At 59.1% G+C, this 18,348-nt stretch carries 20 protein-coding genes and 1 pseudogene; 5 read left to right on the top strand and 16 right to left on the bottom strand.

Features of this window, described 5'->3' with window-relative positions:
• Positions 1–41: 41 nt before the first annotated feature.
• From arfB to ADB02_RS00755, 8 genes are all read right to left on the bottom strand, one after another.
• Positions 42–485: an alternative ribosome rescue aminoacyl-tRNA hydrolase ArfB gene (gene arfB / locus ADB02_RS00725; RefSeq protein WP_010187974.1), complete on the bottom strand. Its 444-nt coding sequence runs from the start codon at positions 483–485 to the stop codon at positions 42–44.
• A gap of 31 nt (positions 486–516) precedes the next feature.
• The gene (locus ADB02_RS00730) at positions 517–1,107 is read right to left on the bottom strand and encodes a putative glycolipid-binding domain-containing protein (RefSeq protein ID WP_180950653.1); all 591 of its coding nucleotides are present in this window, start codon (positions 1,105–1,107) and stop codon (positions 517–519) included.
• 157 nt (positions 1,108–1,264) lie between these two features.
• Entirely contained in the window at positions 1,265–1,429 is a 165-nt protein-coding gene (locus ADB02_RS11525; protein ID WP_160310014.1) for a hypothetical protein, read from the bottom strand.
• 205 nt (positions 1,430–1,634) lie between these two features.
• Positions 1,635–3,527, bottom strand: coding sequence for a heavy metal translocating P-type ATPase (locus tag ADB02_RS00735; RefSeq protein WP_049189368.1), 1,893 nt, complete (start codon positions 3,525–3,527; stop codon positions 1,635–1,637).
• Entirely contained in the window at positions 3,524–3,883 is a 360-nt protein-coding gene (gene cmtR / locus ADB02_RS00740) for a Cd(II)/Pb(II)-sensing metalloregulatory transcriptional regulator CmtR (RefSeq protein WP_012359887.1), read from the bottom strand. The genes ADB02_RS00735 and cmtR overlap by 4 nt, the downstream gene beginning before the upstream one ends.
• Positions 3,884–4,057: 174 nt before the next feature.
• Positions 4,058–4,279, bottom strand: a complete 222-nt coding sequence (locus ADB02_RS00745; RefSeq protein WP_224783734.1) for a DUF488 family protein — start codon at positions 4,277–4,279, stop codon at positions 4,058–4,060.
• A gap of 189 nt (positions 4,280–4,468) precedes the next feature.
• On the bottom strand, positions 4,469–6,181 hold the full coding sequence (locus ADB02_RS00750) for a SulP family inorganic anion transporter (protein WP_049189369.1): 1,713 nt from the start codon (positions 6,179–6,181) through the stop codon (positions 4,469–4,471).
• Between the two features lie 287 nt (positions 6,182–6,468).
• Positions 6,469–6,777: a hypothetical protein gene (locus ADB02_RS00755; protein WP_005510705.1), complete on the bottom strand. Its 309-nt coding sequence runs from the start codon at positions 6,775–6,777 to the stop codon at positions 6,469–6,471.
• 194 nt (positions 6,778–6,971) lie between these two features.
• Here ADB02_RS00755 and ADB02_RS11695 point away from each other — a divergent pair.
• Positions 6,972–7,070 (top strand): annotated as a pseudogene (locus ADB02_RS11695) (YtoQ family protein); the annotation flags it as partial.
• A 16-nt stretch (positions 7,071–7,086) separates the two neighbouring features.
• Here ADB02_RS11695 and ADB02_RS11700 read toward each other — a convergent pair.
• On the bottom strand, positions 7,087–7,410 hold the full coding sequence (locus tag ADB02_RS11700) for an amphi-Trp domain-containing protein (RefSeq protein WP_049189370.1): 324 nt from the start codon (positions 7,408–7,410) through the stop codon (positions 7,087–7,089).
• Between the two features lie 322 nt (positions 7,411–7,732).
• Here ADB02_RS11700 and ADB02_RS00765 point away from each other — a divergent pair, with 322 nt between their 5' ends.
• Entirely contained in the window at positions 7,733–8,227 is a 495-nt protein-coding gene (locus tag ADB02_RS00765; protein WP_049189371.1) for a 2'-5' RNA ligase family protein, read from the top strand.
• Between the two features lie 99 nt (positions 8,228–8,326).
• Here ADB02_RS00765 and ADB02_RS00770 read toward each other — a convergent pair whose 3' ends face one another.
• From ADB02_RS00770 to ADB02_RS00790, 5 genes are all read right to left on the bottom strand, one after another.
• On the bottom strand, positions 8,327–9,211 hold the full coding sequence (locus ADB02_RS00770) for a hypothetical protein (RefSeq protein WP_049189372.1): 885 nt from the start codon (positions 9,209–9,211) through the stop codon (positions 8,327–8,329).
• Positions 9,212–9,357: 146 nt separating this feature from the next.
• Positions 9,358–10,530, bottom strand: a complete 1,173-nt coding sequence (locus tag ADB02_RS00775; protein WP_241482358.1) for an MFS transporter — start codon at positions 10,528–10,530, stop codon at positions 9,358–9,360.
• Positions 10,531–10,650: 120 nt separating this feature from the next.
• Complete coding sequence (locus tag ADB02_RS00780; protein ID WP_049189374.1) at positions 10,651–11,175, bottom strand: CBS domain-containing protein; 525 nt, start codon at positions 11,173–11,175, stop codon at positions 10,651–10,653.
• Positions 11,176–11,470: 295 nt separating this feature from the next.
• Positions 11,471–12,343: a patatin-like phospholipase family protein gene (locus ADB02_RS00785; protein ID WP_049189375.1), complete on the bottom strand. Its 873-nt coding sequence runs from the start codon at positions 12,341–12,343 to the stop codon at positions 11,471–11,473.
• Between the two features lie 98 nt (positions 12,344–12,441).
• Positions 12,442–13,692, bottom strand: a complete 1,251-nt coding sequence (locus ADB02_RS00790) for a glutaminase (protein WP_049189376.1) — start codon at positions 13,690–13,692, stop codon at positions 12,442–12,444.
• 152 nt (positions 13,693–13,844) lie between these two features.
• On the opposite strand from ADB02_RS00790, the gene ADB02_RS00795 reads away from it, so the two are divergent.
• Both ADB02_RS00795 and ADB02_RS00800 read left to right on the top strand, forming a co-directional pair.
• Complete coding sequence (locus ADB02_RS00795) at positions 13,845–15,278, top strand: GuaB1 family IMP dehydrogenase-related protein (RefSeq protein ID WP_049189377.1); 1,434 nt, start codon at positions 13,845–13,847, stop codon at positions 15,276–15,278.
• 167 nt (positions 15,279–15,445) lie between these two features.
• Positions 15,446–15,895 carry a YchJ family protein gene (locus ADB02_RS00800; RefSeq protein ID WP_101738793.1) on the top strand — a complete coding sequence of 150 codons (450 nt, stop codon included), beginning with the start codon at positions 15,446–15,448 and terminating at the stop codon, positions 15,893–15,895.
• On the opposite strand, the gene ADB02_RS00805 is transcribed toward ADB02_RS00800, so the two are convergent.
• The gene (locus tag ADB02_RS00805; protein WP_049189378.1) at positions 15,892–16,845 is read right to left on the bottom strand and encodes a DUF808 domain-containing protein; all 954 of its coding nucleotides are present in this window, start codon (positions 16,843–16,845) and stop codon (positions 15,892–15,894) included. The genes ADB02_RS00800 and ADB02_RS00805 overlap by 4 nt on opposite strands.
• A gap of 171 nt (positions 16,846–17,016) precedes the next feature.
• Here ADB02_RS00805 and ADB02_RS00810 point away from each other — a divergent pair, with 171 nt between their 5' ends.
• A complete protein-coding gene (locus tag ADB02_RS00810; RefSeq protein WP_049189379.1) occupies positions 17,017–17,724 on the top strand; it encodes an isochorismatase family protein in 708 nt (235 codons plus the stop codon).
• A gap of 62 nt (positions 17,725–17,786) precedes the next feature.
• Here ADB02_RS00810 and ADB02_RS00815 read toward each other — a convergent pair whose 3' ends face one another.
• A complete protein-coding gene (locus ADB02_RS00815) occupies positions 17,787–18,341 on the bottom strand; it encodes a gamma carbonic anhydrase family protein (protein ID WP_049189380.1) in 555 nt (184 codons plus the stop codon).
• Between the last annotated feature and the right edge of the window lie 7 nt (positions 18,342–18,348).

Genomic DNA, 18,348 nt, shown 5'->3' on the forward strand with positions numbered 1-18,348 from the left:
CAGGTCCGTCAGCGTGAGGATATGCATGCGGATGGTTCGAACTAGGGAATTTGGGGCCGCCGTCGCGTGGACTTGAGTTCCGAGCGCCGCTTTTTCGCTTCGAGACGGCGTCGCACCGAGCTCCGCGTCGGCTTGGTCCTGCGCCGCGGGGGAGGAGGCGGAGCGAGCGCCTCGCGCAAGAGGGCGGCCATGCGTTCGCGTGCCTCGGCGCGGTTGCGTACCTGCAATCGCTGGGTCGATGCGGTAACGGTAAGGACGGTGCCGTCTAGGCGGTGCTCGTGGTTGTGGAGGACGCGGCGACGCTGGGCGTCGGAAAGCGATGAGCACGTAGCGATATCGACGGAAAGCTGCACTTTGCTGTCCGTAGTATTGACGCCTTGGCCGCCTGGTCCCGACGACTTCGCGAACCGCTCCGTCAGGTCGGCGGCGACGATGACCAGACCCCCGGGGATCCCTGGGCCAGGCGCGATGGTCAGGTCGTTCATACCGCCCAGCTTAGTTAGAGTTGTTTCCGGATCAGACCCGCCGTGCGAGATCAGGGTAGTGTACGACCACGCCGTCACCGTCGACCTCCAACTCGACGTCGACTCCCCGTGTTCCGCTTTTGTATCGGACAGTTTCAGCATCGACGGAGCTGTAGTACTGGTCTGATGCGATCACCTGGAGGGACGGTATATCAATCCAAGCCATGATCAGCTGCGTTTTCGGGACCTGAGTCTCAAGCAGCGTCAAGCGACGAATAGGCATTGTGTTGGTGAGAGGGCACAGACCGAGATCGCAATCGAGTGCGGCTTTCAGGTCGGCTGACTGGACGATACCGGGGGAGGGCAGATCTTCAGGCTGGGCGCCCTCTTCATTGGTTTCCGCCGACCACACGCCTTGCTCGGACCTAAACAGCTCGAGGCTTCGCCCCCATCCGTCGCCTTCAACGTTCACCGACACACGTTCGGTCACCCAGTTCTCCGCGGCGCGCAGCTCCCACGTGGCCTTGTATCCATCGCCGTATTGCACTCCGGAAGCGGTCAAACCGGCTCCTAAAAAATGAACTGCGGCCTCGTTCCGGATGAGGGGAGTCTTGACATGCTCCCACTTATACGTGCGCTCCATGGTGAGGATTTTACCACGCTTGATGGTGCGAAAAGGCAGGTAGCTTTCGACTGAAACTCGGTCGAGTTCAAATTCAACGTTTAACGCGGGCAGCCGCCGCCGGATTCTCGGTGGCGATTCCGGCCCGAACCTCGGGGACATTCTCGCGCTTCCTCATCTACGTGAGCTCCGCGATTCCGGCCAGCTCACCGCTGCCCCCATCTTCGATAGTTTGAGCGAGCTCGACCACGACCATCTGATCTGGTGCACTGGTTTCCGTCCGGCCCTCGGCCCATTCCGCCACCTCATGCGCGACCGCGAAACCGCGGTGAAGAATCTCCATCTAGTTGGTTACGGCAACTGGACCGGCGACGGTTCGGCAACCCTGATAGGTGTCGGGTCCTTTTGCTAAATACGCTGCCTAGGTAGTCGCGGGTCGTGTCGATGAAGCGCGGCATCAAAAGTTTTGAGACGACGCTTGGTCCCTGAGCAGCTCGATCCTTCAAAGATCCGCGCTGGAGAGCCAGCGCGCTGGGCGAAGGTGCGCCTCAGCGCTTCGCTCGCGCAGCCCGCAGGCCGTTCAAGATCACGATAACTTCAGCGACCTCGTGAACCAATACGACGGCGGCCAGACCCAGCACGCCGCTGATCGCCAGCGGCATCAACACGATGATGATGGCCAGAGACAGCACGATGTTCTGGTTAATAATCCTGCTGCCTCGACGGGCGTGCTGCAGCGCCTGCGGGATCAACCGGAGGTCGTGGCCGGTGAAGGCGACGTCAGCGGACTCGATTGCGGCATCAGAGCCGGTCGCTCCCATTGCTATGCCCACCGTCGCGCCCGCCAGCGCAGGAGCGTCGTTGATGCCGTCGCCAATCATCGCCGTCGGCGTCTTGGAGGAGAGCTCGGCGACGATGCTTGCCTTGTCCTCCGGGCGCAGCTCAGCGCGCACATCGTCGATTCGGGCGATTTCAGCCAGAGCCCGGGCGGTGCGAGCGTTATCGCCGGTGAGCATGCTCACTTCCACGCCGTTGGCGTGCAGGGTCTGCACAGCTTCGGGTACCTCGGGCCGCAGCTCGTCGCGGACCCCGATCGCCCCGGCGAGAGCGTCATCGACGGTGACAAGGACGCAGGTCTGGCCCTCGGACTCCATGCGCTCAACGTCTGCCTTCAGTGGCCCGGCGTCGATCCACCGGGGACTGCCCACAAGTACCCGTCGACCTTCGACGGTGCCGCCGATGCCATGCCCGGCTTCCTCGCTGATGTCCAAGGCAGCGGGCGCTTCGGGCCCCGCTGCCGCGATCGCAGCGGCGAGGGGGTGCGTCGATTGCTGCTCAACTGCCGCCGCGAAAGCAAGCACCTGAGCCCGATCGAATCCGTCTGCCGGGACCACGTCGGTAACCTCGGGCTGGTTGCGGGTAAGGGTTCCGGTCTTGTCCACCGCCAGGTGGCGGATGCCGCCGAGTCGCTCGAACGCCGCGCCGGATTTGATGACCACGCCGAACTGGCTGGCCGCGCCGATCGCGGCCACGACCGTCAGCGGCACCGAGATTGCCAGCGCACACGGCGATGCTGCGACCAGGACCACCAACGCGCGGGTGATCCACGTCTCGGGGTCGCCCAGCAGCGAGCCAATCACGCCGACCAGCACCGCCAGGATCATCACCCCGGGCACTAGGGGTTGGGCAATCCGGTCGGCGATCCGGGCGCGGTCGCCCTTTTCCGCCTGCGCCTGCTCGACCAGGTCCACGAGTGTGGTCAGCGAGTTGTCCGTTCCAGCTGCGGTCGTCTCGACCTCCAGCACGCCGGCGGAGTTGATTGCTCCCGCGGGCACCTCGTCGCCGGGCGCAACCTCCTCCGGAATGGATTCTCCGGTGATCGCTGAGGTGTCAAGGCTGGAGCGCCCAGACCGAATGATGCCGTCCGTGGCGATCCGCTCTCCGGGGCGCACGAGCATCAGCTCGCCAGCCACGAGATCCTTCGCTGCGACCTCGACCGTCGTACCGTCGCGCAGCACCGTCGCGGTCTGCGGTACCAATTTCAACAGTGCCCGCAGTCCGCCCTGGGCCCGGTCCATCGCCTTGTCTTCCAGTGCCTCGGCGATCGAGTACAGGAACGCTAGCGCCGCCGCCTCTCCGACGTAACCGAGGATTACCGCGCCGACCGCGCTGATCGTCATCAGCAAACCAATGCCGAGCTTGCGCTTCGTGGCAAGGTTCCGGATAGCGCCGGGCGTGAACGTATACGCCCCTAGCAGCAGGCCGATCCAGAACAGAACTGTCGCGGGTGTCTCTAGTCCGGACCAGTCCAGCGCCAGACCTATGCAGAGGGCTACGCCGGAGAAGATCGGCAGTAGCAACTCGGGGTCCTTCCACCATGGCCGATCGAGATCTTCGATCTCCGTGGCTGGTTCGTGTTCGCATCCACATGCTGAACTCATGCGTCCGCTCCTTTTCCGTCGCAGCCGGGCACCGAGCACTCAGGGTCGATGCACGGGGCGTTTTCGTCGACAGCCAACGTCGCGTTCACTAGTGCGTTGAGCGCTGTCGCGAGGTGCGGATCGGCGATTTCGTAGCGTGTCTTGCGGCCCTCCGGCTCGGCGACGACGATGCCGCAGTCACGCAAGCAGGTCAGGTGGTTCGAGACGTTCGAGCGGGTCAGGTCCAGGTCGCGCGAAAGCACGGCCGGGTAGCTCGGGCCGTCGAGTAGGGTGATCAGGATTCTGGAGCGCGTCGGATCCGCCATGGCCCGGCCGAGCCGGTTCATGACGTCGAGGCGTGAAGCAATAGTCAGCATATACTGAACTATACAGCAATTACTGAACTATTCAACACGCACTGAACTGACATTGAAGCGAAGAGCTTGCGAACTGCAGGAATTAGTCGATGAGATAGCCGGTAACTGGGCCTTCGTGATTCGGCTGCCAACCCAACGCGGGGGCGACATGCGTGGCGAAGTTGTCCAAGATCTTCACGTTGACGTCGACGCCATCCCGGTGAGGCCCTCGCTTCTGCTGTAAGTGATGCCACATGTAGGAAGGTGTTCGGCAAGGTAGTCGCCGTTGAACCACGGGTACTTCCTGGATCCGGGCAGCTTGCGCACATCCACGATGGATGCCACACCGGCAGCTTTGATCATTTCAGCGAAGTCCTCGAACTCGAGGTTGGAGTGGCCCACGGTGAAAATGCGCATGTCGCCAATGCTACGCGCCAAGCGGTTACACCCACATCGGCTTCACGAATGAGAAGGTGACTTTGCAACGACACGTCGTGGAGTTTAAGTGCAACGTGTAAAGGTTTTTCAAGCATCGCGCGATGGGGACGTGGACCCACGATTGCAGGGTCGACTGCGACGGAGTGACCATTGTCTGGCTCAGCCAAGCTATTGACTCTGCGATGCTGCGGATGTGCCATCAGACTCTTCGTGCTGAATGCGTGAGGCATGCAGTCGGGCGTGGGCGATGGCGTCAGGGGTGTTGTCGAAGACGTGATTCTCGTGTGCAAGCTGGTCGAATACGCCGAGTTCGCGCAACACCGGAAAATGTTCGGGCTTCGTGGCTGCGAGCAGGACTCTGGTACCGCGGCGTTCGAGGCGCCCGATTGTGTCGGCGAGCATCTGGGCGCCGGTGGCATCGATCGTCGTGACGTAGCGCATGCGGAGTACGACAACCTTGACCGACGAGGCATCAGCGAGCTCGAGGAGGAAATCGTGCGCTGCGCCAAAGAAGAGAGGGCCTTCCATACGGAAGGCGGCGATGTGCTCGTCGAGGAGCTCGCGTTCCTTGTCGCGGTGGTCTCCCTCGTCTAGTGGGGCGGCTTCCAACACCGCAGTGCGGGCGGTCTCGCGCAGTGCGAAGAAGCCCGCCATTACAAGGCCGATGAGTACGGCGACGACAAGGTCGAACACGACGGTGGCGGCAGCTGTGATGAGCAGGGTCGCCCCGTCGCCCTTGGTGGCGCGTATCACCGAGCGGAGGTTCCGCGGGTGGATCATCTGAATCGCAGTGGCGATGAGCACGCCGGCGAGCGCGGCGAGAGGAATCTCGCCCACCCACCGGGCCGCGACGAGCACGGCCACGAGCAGGAGCAGCGAATGGAACACCGCTGCCAGGCGTGTGCCTGCGCCTGCACGCACGTTGACGGCAGTTCGGGCAATCGCGGCGGTTGCGGGAATCCCGCCGAACAGGGGCGCGACGACGTTGGCCACGCCCTGCCCGAAGAGTTCGCGGTCGGGATCGTGCCGGTCGCCGACAGTCATTGCGTCGGCAACCGTCGCAGACAGCAACGATTCCAGCGCACCGAGAGCTGCGACGGCGACCGCTGCAAACAGCAAGGAATCCAGGTGCTCCCACGGAATCTCTGGCCAGCGCGGAGCAGGCAATGTCGACGGGATGTAGCCGATTGTCTTCAGGCCGCTGTCTGCCAGCATGTTGATGGCCGTTGCTGCAGCTACCAACACTAGCGCCGCGGGGAAGCCACTACGGACGCGCGCAGCAAGCACGATTCCAGCCGCTACTGCAAGGGTCATCACGGGCGCCTGCCATGCCGGAGTATCTAACCAAGCATTGATTGAGCCCCACGCCAACCCGAGGACTTTCTCGCCCTCCACGTCAACACCAAGTGCTGCAGGCAGCTGTTGTAAGCCGATGATTAACGCAATACCGGCGGTGAAACCTTCGACGACAGGTAGTGGCATGTACTTCATCGCGCGGCCAGCGCCGGTGAACGCCAGTACGAGCAGCATGAGCCCTGCCAGCACGCCGACGACGAGAACCCCATCGGCACCATGGTTGGCCACGATGGGGATTAACACGACGGTCATTGCGCCGGTCGGGCCGCTTACTTGGACGTTACTACCGCCGAAGATCGCGGCCAGGATACCCGCAACGATGGCCGTCGTAATTCCGGCCGCCGCGCCGACACCGGACGCAACGCCGAAGCCGAGCGCGAGAGGGAGTGCGACGAGGGCCACCATGAGGCCTGCCGAGAGGTCGCGCCCAATCGTCGCGCGGGACCAGTCCGAGCGGCGCGGTGCGAAACGCAGGGCACGAGATTGGAAGCCCACCGTAGAGGCGGCGGAGGAGGGGCGGGTCATGCTACTTTCTTGCTCCTTCAGGGCTCAATGACACTCAAAGGATACACAAGGTATCATCCTCCGACGGCCGCATTCCCGGTTCTGGCCGAGGCCTCATGTCGACGGAATAAAACTTCCTGACCTGGCGGGAGTTCGCTGGAGCGTTGTCGCGGTGCTTGGAGTGACGCGTGTGAGCCGGTGTCCGAAGAGCAGACAGCCCGGGAGAATCGGTACCAGTGCCATACAGTGCGCGACACCACTGCTCATAGGACGGGCCCGACGGCGGGCTGGGGGGGGGCGAGGACCGGCTACCGGATTCGGGCTTTCGCGGCGACGAGCAGCAGGGCGGCATGGTCGACTTCGCCGTTTTTGATCTCGCGATTGAGCTTGTGTAGCACCACGGGGCAGCGCAGGCAGCGGATGCCGGATTTGCAGCACTTCTTCTTCGGCGTCATCGCAGCCAGTTTAAAGGGGTCCTTGCCGGCGAGCTTTTTCGCGGCTTTGGCCTCGGCCTTCGAGTATTCGGGCAGGCGTAGCGAGGTCGTTGCCGCAGCCTTCTTCTTGGCTTTGGCGGCGTCCTTCTTCTTGCCCTTGTCGCCTTTCTTGCCCTTGGCCATGCGCGTTCCCTTCGTCGCGAATTTTCCTGAATTAGGTTAGCGTCACCTCATGCGATGTGGGGAGGCGTGGGTGCCTGACGGGTGTAATTGGGTGTTGCTTGACGACGGCTTGCTTGTCGGCCAGTGCCGCAGCGGTAAATGACGGCCAAAGGACGCAAAACCGACCAAAACGACTCAGGTCTGTTTACTGTGACCTGCGGAAATGGCGAGCGGTAGTGAGTTGTTTCGGCGACCAGTACAAACAGTGGAACGCCGCCTTCGATGCAGGTTACTGTGCTGCGCGGAACAAACCGGACAGCAACAAGCCCGCTAGGAGATTGCGAAGCCAGATGCTGGTCCAGGTTTTTCAACGGGCTCGCCAGCCTCGTCGACCATCCAGTCAATTTCCAGCTCCAGCTCGCGCTCGATGCCAGCACGCTTTCGAGAATCGACGACTTCCATCGTGGTATTAAACGATGTCGGCATGGTCATCGTCACCGCGGACTCGCCAGTGCCGAGAGTCATTTCCCCGGCGCGGATGCGAGCTGCCAGCGTCTCCAGTAGATCCGCGAGCTCATCGCGGTTGAAGCTTGCCTTGCTCTTCACCAGCTTTTGATTCTTCGGGGGCGTAATCTTTTTAGGTTTCGGTGCCATGTCTTTACTTACCTTTCCAGCCGTGTCGGTATTTGTGCAGTGCGGAGAATTGGCCGTCACTCCACACTGTCTTTGAAGATGGTCTAGAAAGCTTTCAGGAAGCTTATCCATCTCCATTATCCCAATAAAAGTAGTTATTACCAGGAGAAATAATAAGAGGCTAGAAATGTCTATAGGTAGGTTATAAATTGTGGAAAATCCCTACGCTATGCTCTGGGGTGCAAGGTCCTAAGTGCCTTAGGTGAGGAGCTTTAGTAACGGCGCCCTTGGAAAGTGCTTCAAACGTGTCGACCGACAGCAATAGGGGAGGAGTAAACGTCACATGGTGTCACCCGACAACATCCTGATGTACCTTCTGCCTGAGCAAGAGGCGCAGATTAAAGAGATCTTTGTGCAACTGGCAGAGCGTGGATTCCCGCAGCAGAATCAAAAGCCCCACATCACCGTTACTTTCGCACCGACCATGAGCCCGGAGGTAATCCAACGAGCAGCCGAAATTCTCCCACCGCTGATGCCTGCGGAATTTCGCAGGGTAGGAACGGTGGTGTTCGGGACAAAGAGTAAACAGACTGTCGCATGGTTATTAGAAACAAGCGATGAGCTGGAAGAAGCTGCTCGCGAGATCAGTCGTCTTAACCCTGAAGGTCGCGGCTCCCGCTGGATTCCGCACCTGACTATGGGGCTGCGAATCCCGCGGGATATGGTTCCCGGTTACGTCCGGGCTCTTGATGAACTAACAAGCCCGCACTTCAAAACTCTTAGTGCACCACGCGCTGCGTTCTGGAGTCCCAAAGTGCAGGAATTAACGGAGTTCTAGGGAGACTCCAGTACTTGTGTGCTGCTGTGCCTCAGCGATTACGTCCCCGCTACTTCACAAAAACTGTGGTTTCAGAAAACAGTAGCCTAAGAAGAAAAACTAAGCGGCATCCATAATCTTCTTTGCCTGGGCATCGAAGACCTCCAAGGCGCGCTTCTTTGCCGCTTCCTTGGACTCTGGGGTCGCCTCTGGAATCTGCATGGGATCCGTCGTGTTTTCCATGTTGCCAGCTGATGCATCCGGAGTCGGGGCGGCGGACACCATTACCATTACGCCGTTGACGATGCCGACAATGTCGTAGCTGGTGGCCGTAGTATCCGTGCCACCGGCGTTGATGTTCGCACTGGTCTCGTGTGCAGTGAATTCAGCTGGCTTGACGGAAAGATTTGGCTCCCACTTTTCTCGGTGCAGTTTCATTGTGGTCGTCATGTCCATGTCATTAAACATGTCCTGCATCTCAGGAGAAATCTCCTGACCTTCCATGGAGTCTTTCAGAATGTCGGAAGCATCCATCGTAGCTGTCACGTCGGAGCACTTTTCGAGGCTGTCTTCGTACTTCTGGTACGCATCAGTGTTCTTCAATACTGAGACGCTGACAGCGACGTTCTCTTCCTTAATGTCCGTGTAAGCACCGGCAGCATTCTCCAATTCTTCCGTTGGCTTGATGAAAGTGGCACATTCGGCCGGCTCTATATCTAAAGAATCCTCCGAAAACATCTCCATTGCGTCCTTGTACCCATTAATCCTGTTGTTGGAGAAGTCCACACCTTGAACTTCATTAGTGAGCAGGAGCTGATCTTCGGCTGCAGCTGGAGCTGACCCGTCTGCCTTTGTCATCTTGCTGGTCGACTCTTTGCCTGCCTCGCCACCGGCATTGTTGCTTTCTTCTCCCGAGCCGCATGCGGTGAGCAGGGCGGCGCTTGTACAACCTGCGACGACGGTTGTCGCAATTTTCTTCCACATTCCAGAGCTGCGCTGCTTCATGATTCCTCATTCCATCGAGCTGAATTTCAACAACCTATGCAACCTGATCAGATGTCCTGAGCCGGAGCCAATCTTTTGTGAAAGAAAGAATACAAGAGCTCGCCTCAGCACGCTTCCCAATATCAAGAATTTCAGTCGCGTCTGCTTCACGACGCTCCGTCGGACCTCACCGCAGACTGTGCAACCTTTGCCACGGGGTACGTGGATACCAACGCAATAATCGCACCGAAGATGAAAACGGGCACGAAACCGAATTTCGGTGCCGCGAAAGAAATAACAAAAGGAGCGAAGAAACCAACATAGGTCAGCGAATAGTAGATAGCAGTCGCAGCGCCCAGCTCGGCTGGCGGTGCGATAATTTGCACTTCGCGGAGGCCGGAGACCATCATTACGCCGTACGCAGCACCGAGGGCCAGAGCAGCGGGGAAAACGCTCCACACATTCTGGGTGAGTACGACGATGAGGCTGAGCAGCATTCCGACCGTCGTTAAGCCAAGACCGAAAATAGCTGGCGGGATAAAGCTGCTGGAACTGATGCGAGTGACCAGTGGTTGCACCAAAACGCCGGTGCCCATCGTGATACAGGCGATGAGCCCGGCGAAGGCGATGGGGTAGCGGGATTCGGCGATTGTTGGCAGGACGACGAAGGATGTGCACGCAGCGCCGAAGACCCACGGTGCCCAAGCGGCGACTGCCCACAGGAACCTCGGGCTAAGCGTGGCGGAGGAGAAGAACCGTTGCGGAGAGTCGCTGTGCGCTGCGTTTGGAAGTCCTCCGGAAGCGTTCCATGTTATTGGTGCGATAAAAAGCAGCAGTGCGAGATGAACAAGATAGGGGATGACATCAGGGCGCGGGGTGAATTCTGCGACCAACCCGGAAGCCAGGGGGCCGAGGGAGAATCCGGCGGAGAGTGCAACGGTTGCGCGCCGGGCAGAAATTTGAGGTGCGACGGGCGCAATTTCTTTGATCCACGAGGCACCGGCGGCCATTACCATGCCCATCGAAATGCCGATGATAAGACGTCCTACCAGAAGTGATGGGAAGTGGAACCAGATGCCGGTGAGTAGGACGGCTGAGCCAACGGCAGAGGTTATGAGTGCAGGCCGGATGATGGCGCGACGGCCGAGCCGGTCGGAAAGTGGGCCGCAGATGAGTAGCGCGGGGATGAGTCCTGCGACGTAGATGGCGAAGAGAAAGGTGACCTGGGACTGGTTGAGAGCATCGGTTATTCGATACGCGGGCAGGAGTGGTGCGAAGAGGTTGGCTCCAAACGCAACCGCGAACATGCCCAGGGCTACCCGAATCCAGTCTCGTATCACGGTTGCCTCCTGAGGGCTCTCATCTGTGGGGATAGAACAGTGTGGTAACAACAATAGGCCAGCTAGCAAACGCTAGCTGGCCTATTGAGTTACTCGGGTCGTCTACCCAAGTTAGTCGCCCTAGTTATTGGCGGCGCCGAAAAACGCGGTAATCGGCGAGAAGAATCCCTTGGACTTCTTTGACTTCTTAGCTGCCTTTGTCCTGCCAAGAATGCGCTCAGAGATGCGGTCGGTGAGGACACCTACCAGCTTGCCGCTGCGGACGACGGGCAGCTCGCTGAGCGGCCCGTCAATAAGCTGGCGAGCCCTGATTGCAGCTGGATCCTCGGGCTTGACAAAGACCTTCACCGGGGCGCCGACGGTGTTCATGTAGGCATCGCGGTCGGCGTACTCACGGAGTTCCTTCAGCGTAATATCGCTGGTCAGGTAGCCTTCATCGTCGACGAGGAAGACACAGGTATCGTCATCGAGACCAGCAAATTCGGCTGCGTAGGTGCTCAGTGCCTCACCGACCGTGATGTCCTCCGGCAGCGCAATGTAAGAATCCGTCATGTGCATGCTTACGGTGTCAGGCAGGAGGCTGTACGGGCTGATTGAAGACTTCGGCTTGAAGAAGTTGGCGATGGTGTTCTGTGTCTGTGTCATTGTGGATCCTTTTCCAGGTATCCCAGCTCCTTTGCTAGGAGGGAATTTCTGTTGATTGAAAAATTATGGCTCCCCGCCTAAGAGTGTTGGCAATGTAATGCCGTAACTAAAGGTGGCCACTTGAGATGGACCCTTGCTTCGAGAGTCTTTCGAAACTCTCGATAAAGTGCAGGGCAGCGGCCTATGTGGATATAGGAGCCTTACCTAACGAGGTTGTTCGCTACGCAAAGGTTAACACAAGGTTACGTACACAGTAAAGAGGAATGAACGAAAAGCTTCCTAAAGGTGGCGGGAGTTATAAGCCCATGAACTCTCGAATTGCTGGCCATTCGGCATCGGCTTGCGCCCGGCCGAGCTCGTAGTTGTGCAGCAGCTTCGACCGCCTCCGCTCCGCCTTTGTGATGCTCATGTTATTGGCGTAGAAAACATATGCTTGGCCTTTTCGTTCAAGCTCAGCAGCCCAATCGAGAGAAGCGTTGTAGCGCTCGTGTCTAGTGATAAGCAGCTCAGCCACCACCGGGTTACTGCGGAAAATCTGGCGCAGTAGCTGTGGGCGCTTAGGGGCGGTGCGACGGAATCCTTTCGGGCGAGTCAGGACGATGAGGAACTTCTTGAAACCATCTGCTTCGGCGGCATTAATGGGAATGCCACCTGATGATCCCAGTGCACCGTCGACGAACGGAACGCCATCAATATAGGGCATACGCATGACACCCGGAATCGTCGAACTGGCGCGAGTGTACTTCATCAGCGTAGGTAGATCTGGGATATCGTCTGGCCCCCAGTTGATGGTCTCGCCCGTATCCGCTCGGACAGCAGAAATCCGGTAGGGAGTTGGATTGTTCTTAAAAGTCTCGTAATCCAGGGGCATGGCGCCGTCGGGAAGTCCCGCGTCTTCGTAGATGTACTCGGCATCGAAGTAGCCGCGTCCGCGCAACATTGGGCGCCAGCCACTGCTGTTCGGCTGTGCGATGAAGTCAGTGAAGCTAATTATAGAGCGCTGGATATCCCGGGAAAGGTAATTGACCACGTGAGAGGCGCCGGCGCTTACGCCACCGACCCAGCCGACATCGATGCTCTCGCGAAGTAGCCGCTCGACGAAAGGTGCCGTGTAACTATTGCGAGTCCCTCCGCCCTCGAAGACTAATGCCACATCGCTGACCTGCATTTACATCCCTCCGGTTGTTCTCGCGCTGCTGCCTTTCGGGCGTTACGATCGTTCAAGACTACCCGAACGTCACCATATTGGATTTCGGTTAGCGTAGTTTACGGCGCATCCTGGAGGATGACTGGCAGCAGCCCCTCGCCCATATCTGGGTTCGGCAGTACGCCCTCCGGGTCGTAGAACAAGATCTCCTTGCCGTCATGGCTCAGACGTCGCATCGCTTCCAGAATCAACGTGCGTCCCACCGGGTTGACAATGCCAACGCGGCTGACGTCGAAGACAACTTCGCTTTCCGACGGTGTGGAAGTCGCCAACCTGTTGAGAATGATCTCGGCCGCAGTGAAGTTGACTGGGCCCTGAATCTCGATGATCGAGCGGCCATTGCTGACGCGCGTACCGCGCAGCGCACGCGAACCAATCGCATCGGCATCCATGAGATGAAGACCCAAATCTTCGGAGAGCTTCCGGAAGATGGCAATGCTGCGGACGCTGTTGCCGTGGTCGTTCAATCGCGGCGAAAAGGCTGCAAGACCCGCCTGTCCAGGCAGCGCTCCCAGCAAGCCGCCGGCGACACCGCTCTTGGCGGGAATCCCGACCTCGGTAAACCATTCACCGGCCTCGTCATACATGCCGGCAATAGCCATCACGGACAAGACTCTGCGAACAACCGAGCGGCCGAGCACAGTCTGATTGGTGACCGGGTTAACGCCACCGTTGGCCAACACTGCGGTCATCATGGCGACATCGCGAGTGTTGACCAGCACGGAGCACTGTGCGGTGTAGCCGCGGACAGCATCGTGGGGCGTGGTTTCGATGAAACCGTAAGCTGCCAGCATATGTGCGATGGACATGTTTCGATGGGCAGTGTCCATTTCGCATTCATAGGCATCGTAGTCAACGCGGAGCTTACGGCCAGCCAAAGTTGAGAGAAGCTCCACCATGTGCTTGGTGCGAGTCTTCCAGTTGGCACCTGGCTGGCATACGAACTGGTTGATGGTCAGTGCACCGACATTAATCATCGGATTCTTTGGTCGGTGCGTGCCCTGCTCCAGCGACAGCTCGTTGAAAGCCTCACCGGAAGGTTCGGTGCCCACAATGCTGTCGATTTTGTCTGTGCCGTGCTCGGTGATGGCTGCGGCATAAGCGAAGGGCTTGGACATCGACTGAATGGTGAATTCAGTATCGGTGTCGCCCGTGGCGTAGGTGCGACCTGACACGGTGGTCATAGCAAGTGCCAGGCGGTCGGGATTAGCTTGGGCAAGGGTGGGAATATAGTCCGCTACCTCGCCAGACTCATCGGGGCGGACGGATTCGACGATTTCGGACAAGTAATCTTTGATCGGCGTTTTCATCAGATTCTGCTAAGCATCTTTCCTGGGCTGAAAAATCCCGGTTGAGTCAATGGAGTCCCGTTCGAACCTACACCAGGCGAGGTCAGCCACTGATGCTCACCTCTGTGCACTCTCACCGTGCGCGCCGGAAAAATCGGCATATCCTGGGGTGTGTGAAATTCCTCAACGATCAGTCCGCGCCCTACGAGTTGACCTACAGCGATGTCTTCATGGTGCCGTCAAAGTCATCCGTCGGCTCTCGCATGGGTGTCGATTTGGCCACCGATGATGGCACCGGCACAACCATTCCGATTGTCGTCTCCAATATGACGGCCATCTCCGGTCGCCGGATGGCCGAAACCACCGCTCGCCGAGGCGGAATTGCCATCCTGCCGCAGGACGTCCCAGCTGACATTGCCGCTGAGACCATCCGCAAGGTCAAGTCCGCTGGGCTGGTTTTCGACACTCCGATCGTCGTCAAGCCTCACCACACCGCGGGGTATGCGCGCCATCTTCTGCCGAAGCGCGCGCACGGTGCGGCAGTGGTGGTGGAAGACAACAAACCGGTTGGGCTGATTACCGGCCGTGATCTGGCGGGCGTTGACAACTTTGCGCAGGTGGGGACGCTCATGTCCACTTCGCTATTTACGCTTCCGGCCGATATTGAGCCCCGTGACGCTTTTGACCAGCTCACTGCTTCCGGGCGCAAACTCGCTCCAGTGGTGGACGCCGATGGCGCGCTGGTGGGTATTCTCACGCGTAAGGGCGCGCTGCGTGCGACGCTTTACAAGCCCGCTGTCGACGCTGAGGGCAAGCTGCGCGTCGGTGCGGCGCTTGGCATCAACGGTGATGTTGAAGGGCGCGCGAAGACACTGCTCGACGCAGGTGCCGACGTGCTCGTTGTCGATACCGCCCACGGTCATCAGGAATCGATGCTCCGTGCTTTACGACGAGTCCGCGCGCTCAACCCACCTGTGCCAATTGCCGCTGGCAATGTCGTGACCGCCAATGGTGTTCGCGACCTAGCGGAGGCGGGAGCCGACATTATTAAGGTCGGCGTCGGTCCGGGTGCGATGTGCACAACCCGAATGCAGACCGGAGTTGGGCGTCCACAGTTTTCTGCCGTGCTCGAATGCGCTGCAGCTGCCCGTGAATGCGGCGTGCATGTCTGGGCTGATGGTGGAGTGAAGGATCCTCGCGATGTTGCGCTTGCGTTGGCTGCGGGTGCGTCCAACGTGATGATTGGCTCGTGGTTTGCCGGTACTTTCGAGTCCCCAGGGGATGTCCAAAAGGACGTCGACGGGCGCATGTTCAAGGAGTCCTTTGGCATGGCTTCACACCGTGCGGTGGAGAGCCGAAATGCACAGGTAGAGGCCTTTGAGAAGGCCCGGCGCGAGATGTTCGAAGAGGGCATCTCGACTGCGAAAATCTACCTGGAGCCAGGCCGCGAAGGCGTGGAGGACCAGATCGATCGCATTATCTCGGGCGTACGTTCTTCGTTCACATACGCGGGTTCGGCCACCATCGAGCAGTTCGCTGAGCGGGCAGTGGTGGGAATTCAATCCGCTGCGGGCTTTGCGGAAGGAATGCCGAGGGCGACGCGGTAGCCGTCGTCAAGCCTCTCGGGGCTAAGCCGACTAGCGGTGCTGCGGGCCAATTGGTAGGTATGTAAAGACGTTGTTAGGACGTGTTTAGTACCACGTGCAAGATTGGGGAGGGGCTGGCGATTATGGGTCGGCAGGTAAGAGAAAACAGTGCTGTAACGGAGTCTGGATTGGTAGCAGGAAACGGTGCTAGAGCAGGAAGCGGGAACGCATTTTTCGCCCGCGCCCGCGTTACTGATTCCGATTTGTGCCCGTGTGGTGGGGGACTCTACGGGCAGTGCTGTGGCCCGCTGCACCGCGGTGAGCGGGAGGCAGTGACCGCAGCTGAGCTGATGGCCGCGAGGTACAGCGCTTACGCTGCCCACGAGGCGGACTACATCTGGCGGACGTGGCATCCGCGCTACCGCCCGGAAGTTATCAATGTCGATGACAGTGTGGAATGGGAAGGACTCACCATCATCAACGCTGTCGATGGTGGCGAGGATGACCGCGAAGGCATCGTGGAATTTGAAGCGGCCTTTCATGACCATGACGGTGTCGGCACGATGCACGAGCGTTCTCGTTTTGTTCGTCGTGCGCGACGTTGGGTCTACGTCGACGGCGAGGTCACGTACTCCTAAGCATCAGACTTGTTGTGCTTGCCGTGGCCGAATGGCAGCACGGCGACAATCGCCACAATGATTGCTCCCCAGATGGCGCCGAAAATCAGTGAGCCGGTGGTGTTGGCCAACCAGCCGAGGAAGCCACCGGTAAACAGCTGCTCAAGGTTGTGGACCAGCTGGTAGGGGAGGTGCCAGCCCAGCTCGTCGAGGCCGACCACCATGATGTGGCCACCGACCCACAGCATGGCAAACGTGCCGATAATACCGATTGTGTTCAAAACGATTGGCATGGCTTTGACCAGCGCCGCACCAAACTTGCTGATACCGGCTGACTTCTTGGACTGCAGGTGCAGGCCAATATCATCAATCTTGACCAAGAAGCCCACCACGCCGTAGACCGCAAGCGTGATGATGAGTGCGACCACAATAAGAATCAGCGCGCGATTGAGCAGTGGCTGATCAGCGACCTCATTGAGAGAAATCACCATGATTTCCGCAGAGAGAATCAAGTCTGTGAAAATTGCAGACTTCACCAGGGAATCTTCATTCTGTGGTGTGCGGTTGGTCGCCGCCTCCATCCGCTCCTGCTCAGTCTGATCGGGAGAGATTCGGTGCTTAATCTTCTCCCAGACCTTTTCCATGCCCTCAAAGCACAGGTAGGAGCCGCCGAGCATCAAAATCGGCGTCAGCGCCCAGGGCAGAAACTGACTTAGCAGCAATGCAATCGGCAGAATAATGACAATTTTATTGACCAAGGAGCCCTTGGCGATACGCCAAATAATCGGCAGCTCGCGTTTCGGCGAGACACCCTCGACGAATTTAGGCGTTACCGCAGCGTCGTCAACCACAACACCGGCGGCTTTAGCGCTAGCTTTGCCGGCCGCAGCCGCAATATCGTCTGTTGTTGCCGCTGCAGCACGTGCAATCGTGGCAACGTCGTCAAGCAGCGCGACAAGTCCGCCTGCCATAAAAACCTCCCGTATTGGAGGACGCGACCAGGAGCCGTCGTCGTATCAAAGAATTACCGGAGCAATTTTAACCGCTTTCCCGGATTGACTCTGTGTTGTCGCTAGGGCGTCGATATCCTGTCGATAGTTCACGTGCTCCTCTGAACGTGGGCACGTGGCAAGATATAGGCCATGAACGCTTCCTTCTCCGAAATCTACCGACAGGTCAATGCGGACAACTCGGACAACGCTGGCACCGGGGCAGACACCAGCAACGACGCCCACTCCGAGGAACAACAGCGCCCGGCGCGCCCCCGCATGGCACTGGTAGTCATCGACGCTCAGAATGATTTTTCCGCGGGTGGCGCACTTGCCGTCGACGGTGCTGAGGCAGCGTACACCGCTACATATCTGCATGTTGCGGGCACAGCGAATAAGTACTCGGTTCTTGCGACCACCCGTGACAATCACATCGACCCAGGCACGCACTTCTCTGAAACCCCGGATTTCGTCGATACCTGGCCGAAACACTGTGTTGCAGGTACCCCGGGCGCAGAGATTCACCCCGGCATGCAGCGCGCCATCGCGTTTTTTGAGCAGCTCAACCCCGCTGCTGTGCGTATCGATGTCACAAAAGGGGAGTACGCCGCCGCCTACTCCGGTTTCGAGGGAACAACGGAGGCTGGCGTTTCGCTTGCCGACGCTCTCCGCGCCTCTGACATCGAAGAAATCGATGTGGTGGGAGTTGCGACTGACCACTGCGTCCGCGCCACAGTGCTCGATGGCCTCAAGGAGGGTTTTTCCGTTCGTGTTCTGAGCAATCAGGCCGCGGCGGTGGACCCGGAGCGCGGCAAGGCTGCACTAGCGGAATTGGCCGCGGCGGGCGCGACAGTGGTGTAGTGCTGCGACGTTGACCGTCAAACAATCCGCCTAGCCGCTTAGCTAGGCGCCTCGGCAGCCGCCTAGTTAAAAGTCACCATATCCAGGTCGACCTCGCGGAGGTGGCGGTGGTTGGACGCTGTTTCCACATAACGCCCTGCATGGGCGATGAAGCCCTCTGCTTCCTCGGCGGAGAGTTCACGACGCACCTTGGCGGGAACGCCTGCAGCCAGCGACCTGGGGTCGATAATCTGATCTTCCAACACCACGGCACCTGCAGCAATGAGGCTGCCAGCGCCGATACGGGAACGCGAAAGCAGGGTGGACTTCATGCCGATGAGGCAACCATTTTCAACCGTGGTGCCGTGGACCAAGGCCATGTGTCCGACGGTGACATCATCGCCGAGAATTGTGGGCACACCTCGGTCGACATGGACTGTGGAGTTGTCCTGAATATTGGTGCGCTGGCCGATGCGGATCGGTGCGACGTCTCCTCGGAGAACAGAACCGTAGAACACGGAGCAATCCGCACCGATTTCGACATCACCGATAATGACCGCGCCGGGCGCAATCCAGGCGCTGGAATGAATGCGTGGGGTCTTATCTTGGTAGGTGAGAATGAGCGGAGTGTTCATCATACAAACC

The organism is Corynebacterium sp. 212_CJEI, from assembly GCF_001055915.1.
Lineage (GTDB): Bacteria > Actinomycetota > Actinomycetes > Mycobacteriales > Mycobacteriaceae > Corynebacterium > Corynebacterium jeikeium_D.

Excerpts from the sequence above, each read along its gene's own strand:
- ADB02_RS11525 (WP_160310014.1), bottom strand. The coding sequence starts at position 1,429 with ATGGAGATTCTTCACCGCGGTTTCGCGGTCGCGCATGAGGTGGCGGAA.
- ADB02_RS00735 (WP_049189368.1), bottom strand. The coding sequence starts at position 3,527 with ATGAGTTCAGCATGTGGATGCGAACACGAACCAGCCACGGAGATCGAA.
- cmtR (WP_012359887.1), bottom strand. The coding sequence starts at position 3,883 with ATGCTGACTATTGCTTCACGCCTCGACGTCATGAACCGGCTCGGCCGG.
- ADB02_RS00770 (WP_049189372.1), bottom strand. The coding sequence starts at position 9,211 with ATGAAGCAGCGCAGCTCTGGAATGTGGAAGAAAATTGCGACAACCGTC.
- ADB02_RS00755 (WP_005510705.1), bottom strand. The coding sequence starts at position 6,777 with ATGGCCAAGGGCAAGAAAGGCGACAAGGGCAAGAAGAAGGACGCCGCC.
- ADB02_RS00815 (WP_049189380.1), bottom strand. The coding sequence starts at position 18,341 with ATGATGAACACTCCGCTCATTCTCACCTACCAAGATAAGACCCCACGC.
- ADB02_RS00765 (WP_049189371.1), top strand. The coding sequence starts at position 7,733 with ATGGTGTCACCCGACAACATCCTGATGTACCTTCTGCCTGAGCAAGAG.
- ADB02_RS00730 (WP_180950653.1), bottom strand. The coding sequence starts at position 1,107 with ATGGAGCGCACGTATAAGTGGGAGCATGTCAAGACTCCCCTCATCCGG.
- arfB (WP_010187974.1), bottom strand. The coding sequence starts at position 485 with ATGAACGACCTGACCATCGCGCCTGGCCCAGGGATCCCCGGGGGTCTG.
- ADB02_RS00785 (WP_049189375.1), bottom strand. The coding sequence starts at position 12,343 with ATGCAGGTCAGCGATGTGGCATTAGTCTTCGAGGGCGGAGGGACTCGC.
- ADB02_RS00750 (WP_049189369.1), bottom strand. The coding sequence starts at position 6,181 with ATGACCCGCCCCTCCTCCGCCGCCTCTACGGTGGGCTTCCAATCTCGT.
- ADB02_RS00810 (WP_049189379.1), top strand. The coding sequence starts at position 17,017 with ATGAACGCTTCCTTCTCCGAAATCTACCGACAGGTCAATGCGGACAAC.
- ADB02_RS00805 (WP_049189378.1), bottom strand. The coding sequence starts at position 16,845 with ATGGCAGGCGGACTTGTCGCGCTGCTTGACGACGTTGCCACGATTGCA.
- ADB02_RS00780 (WP_049189374.1), bottom strand. The coding sequence starts at position 11,175 with ATGACACAGACACAGAACACCATCGCCAACTTCTTCAAGCCGAAGTCT.
- ADB02_RS11700 (WP_049189370.1), bottom strand. The coding sequence starts at position 7,410 with ATGGCACCGAAACCTAAAAAGATTACGCCCCCGAAGAATCAAAAGCTG.
- ADB02_RS00745 (WP_224783734.1), bottom strand. The coding sequence starts at position 4,279 with ATGCGCATTTTCACCGTGGGCCACTCCAACCTCGAGTTCGAGGACTTC.
- ADB02_RS00790 (WP_049189376.1), bottom strand. The coding sequence starts at position 13,692 with ATGAAAACGCCGATCAAAGATTACTTGTCCGAAATCGTCGAATCCGTC.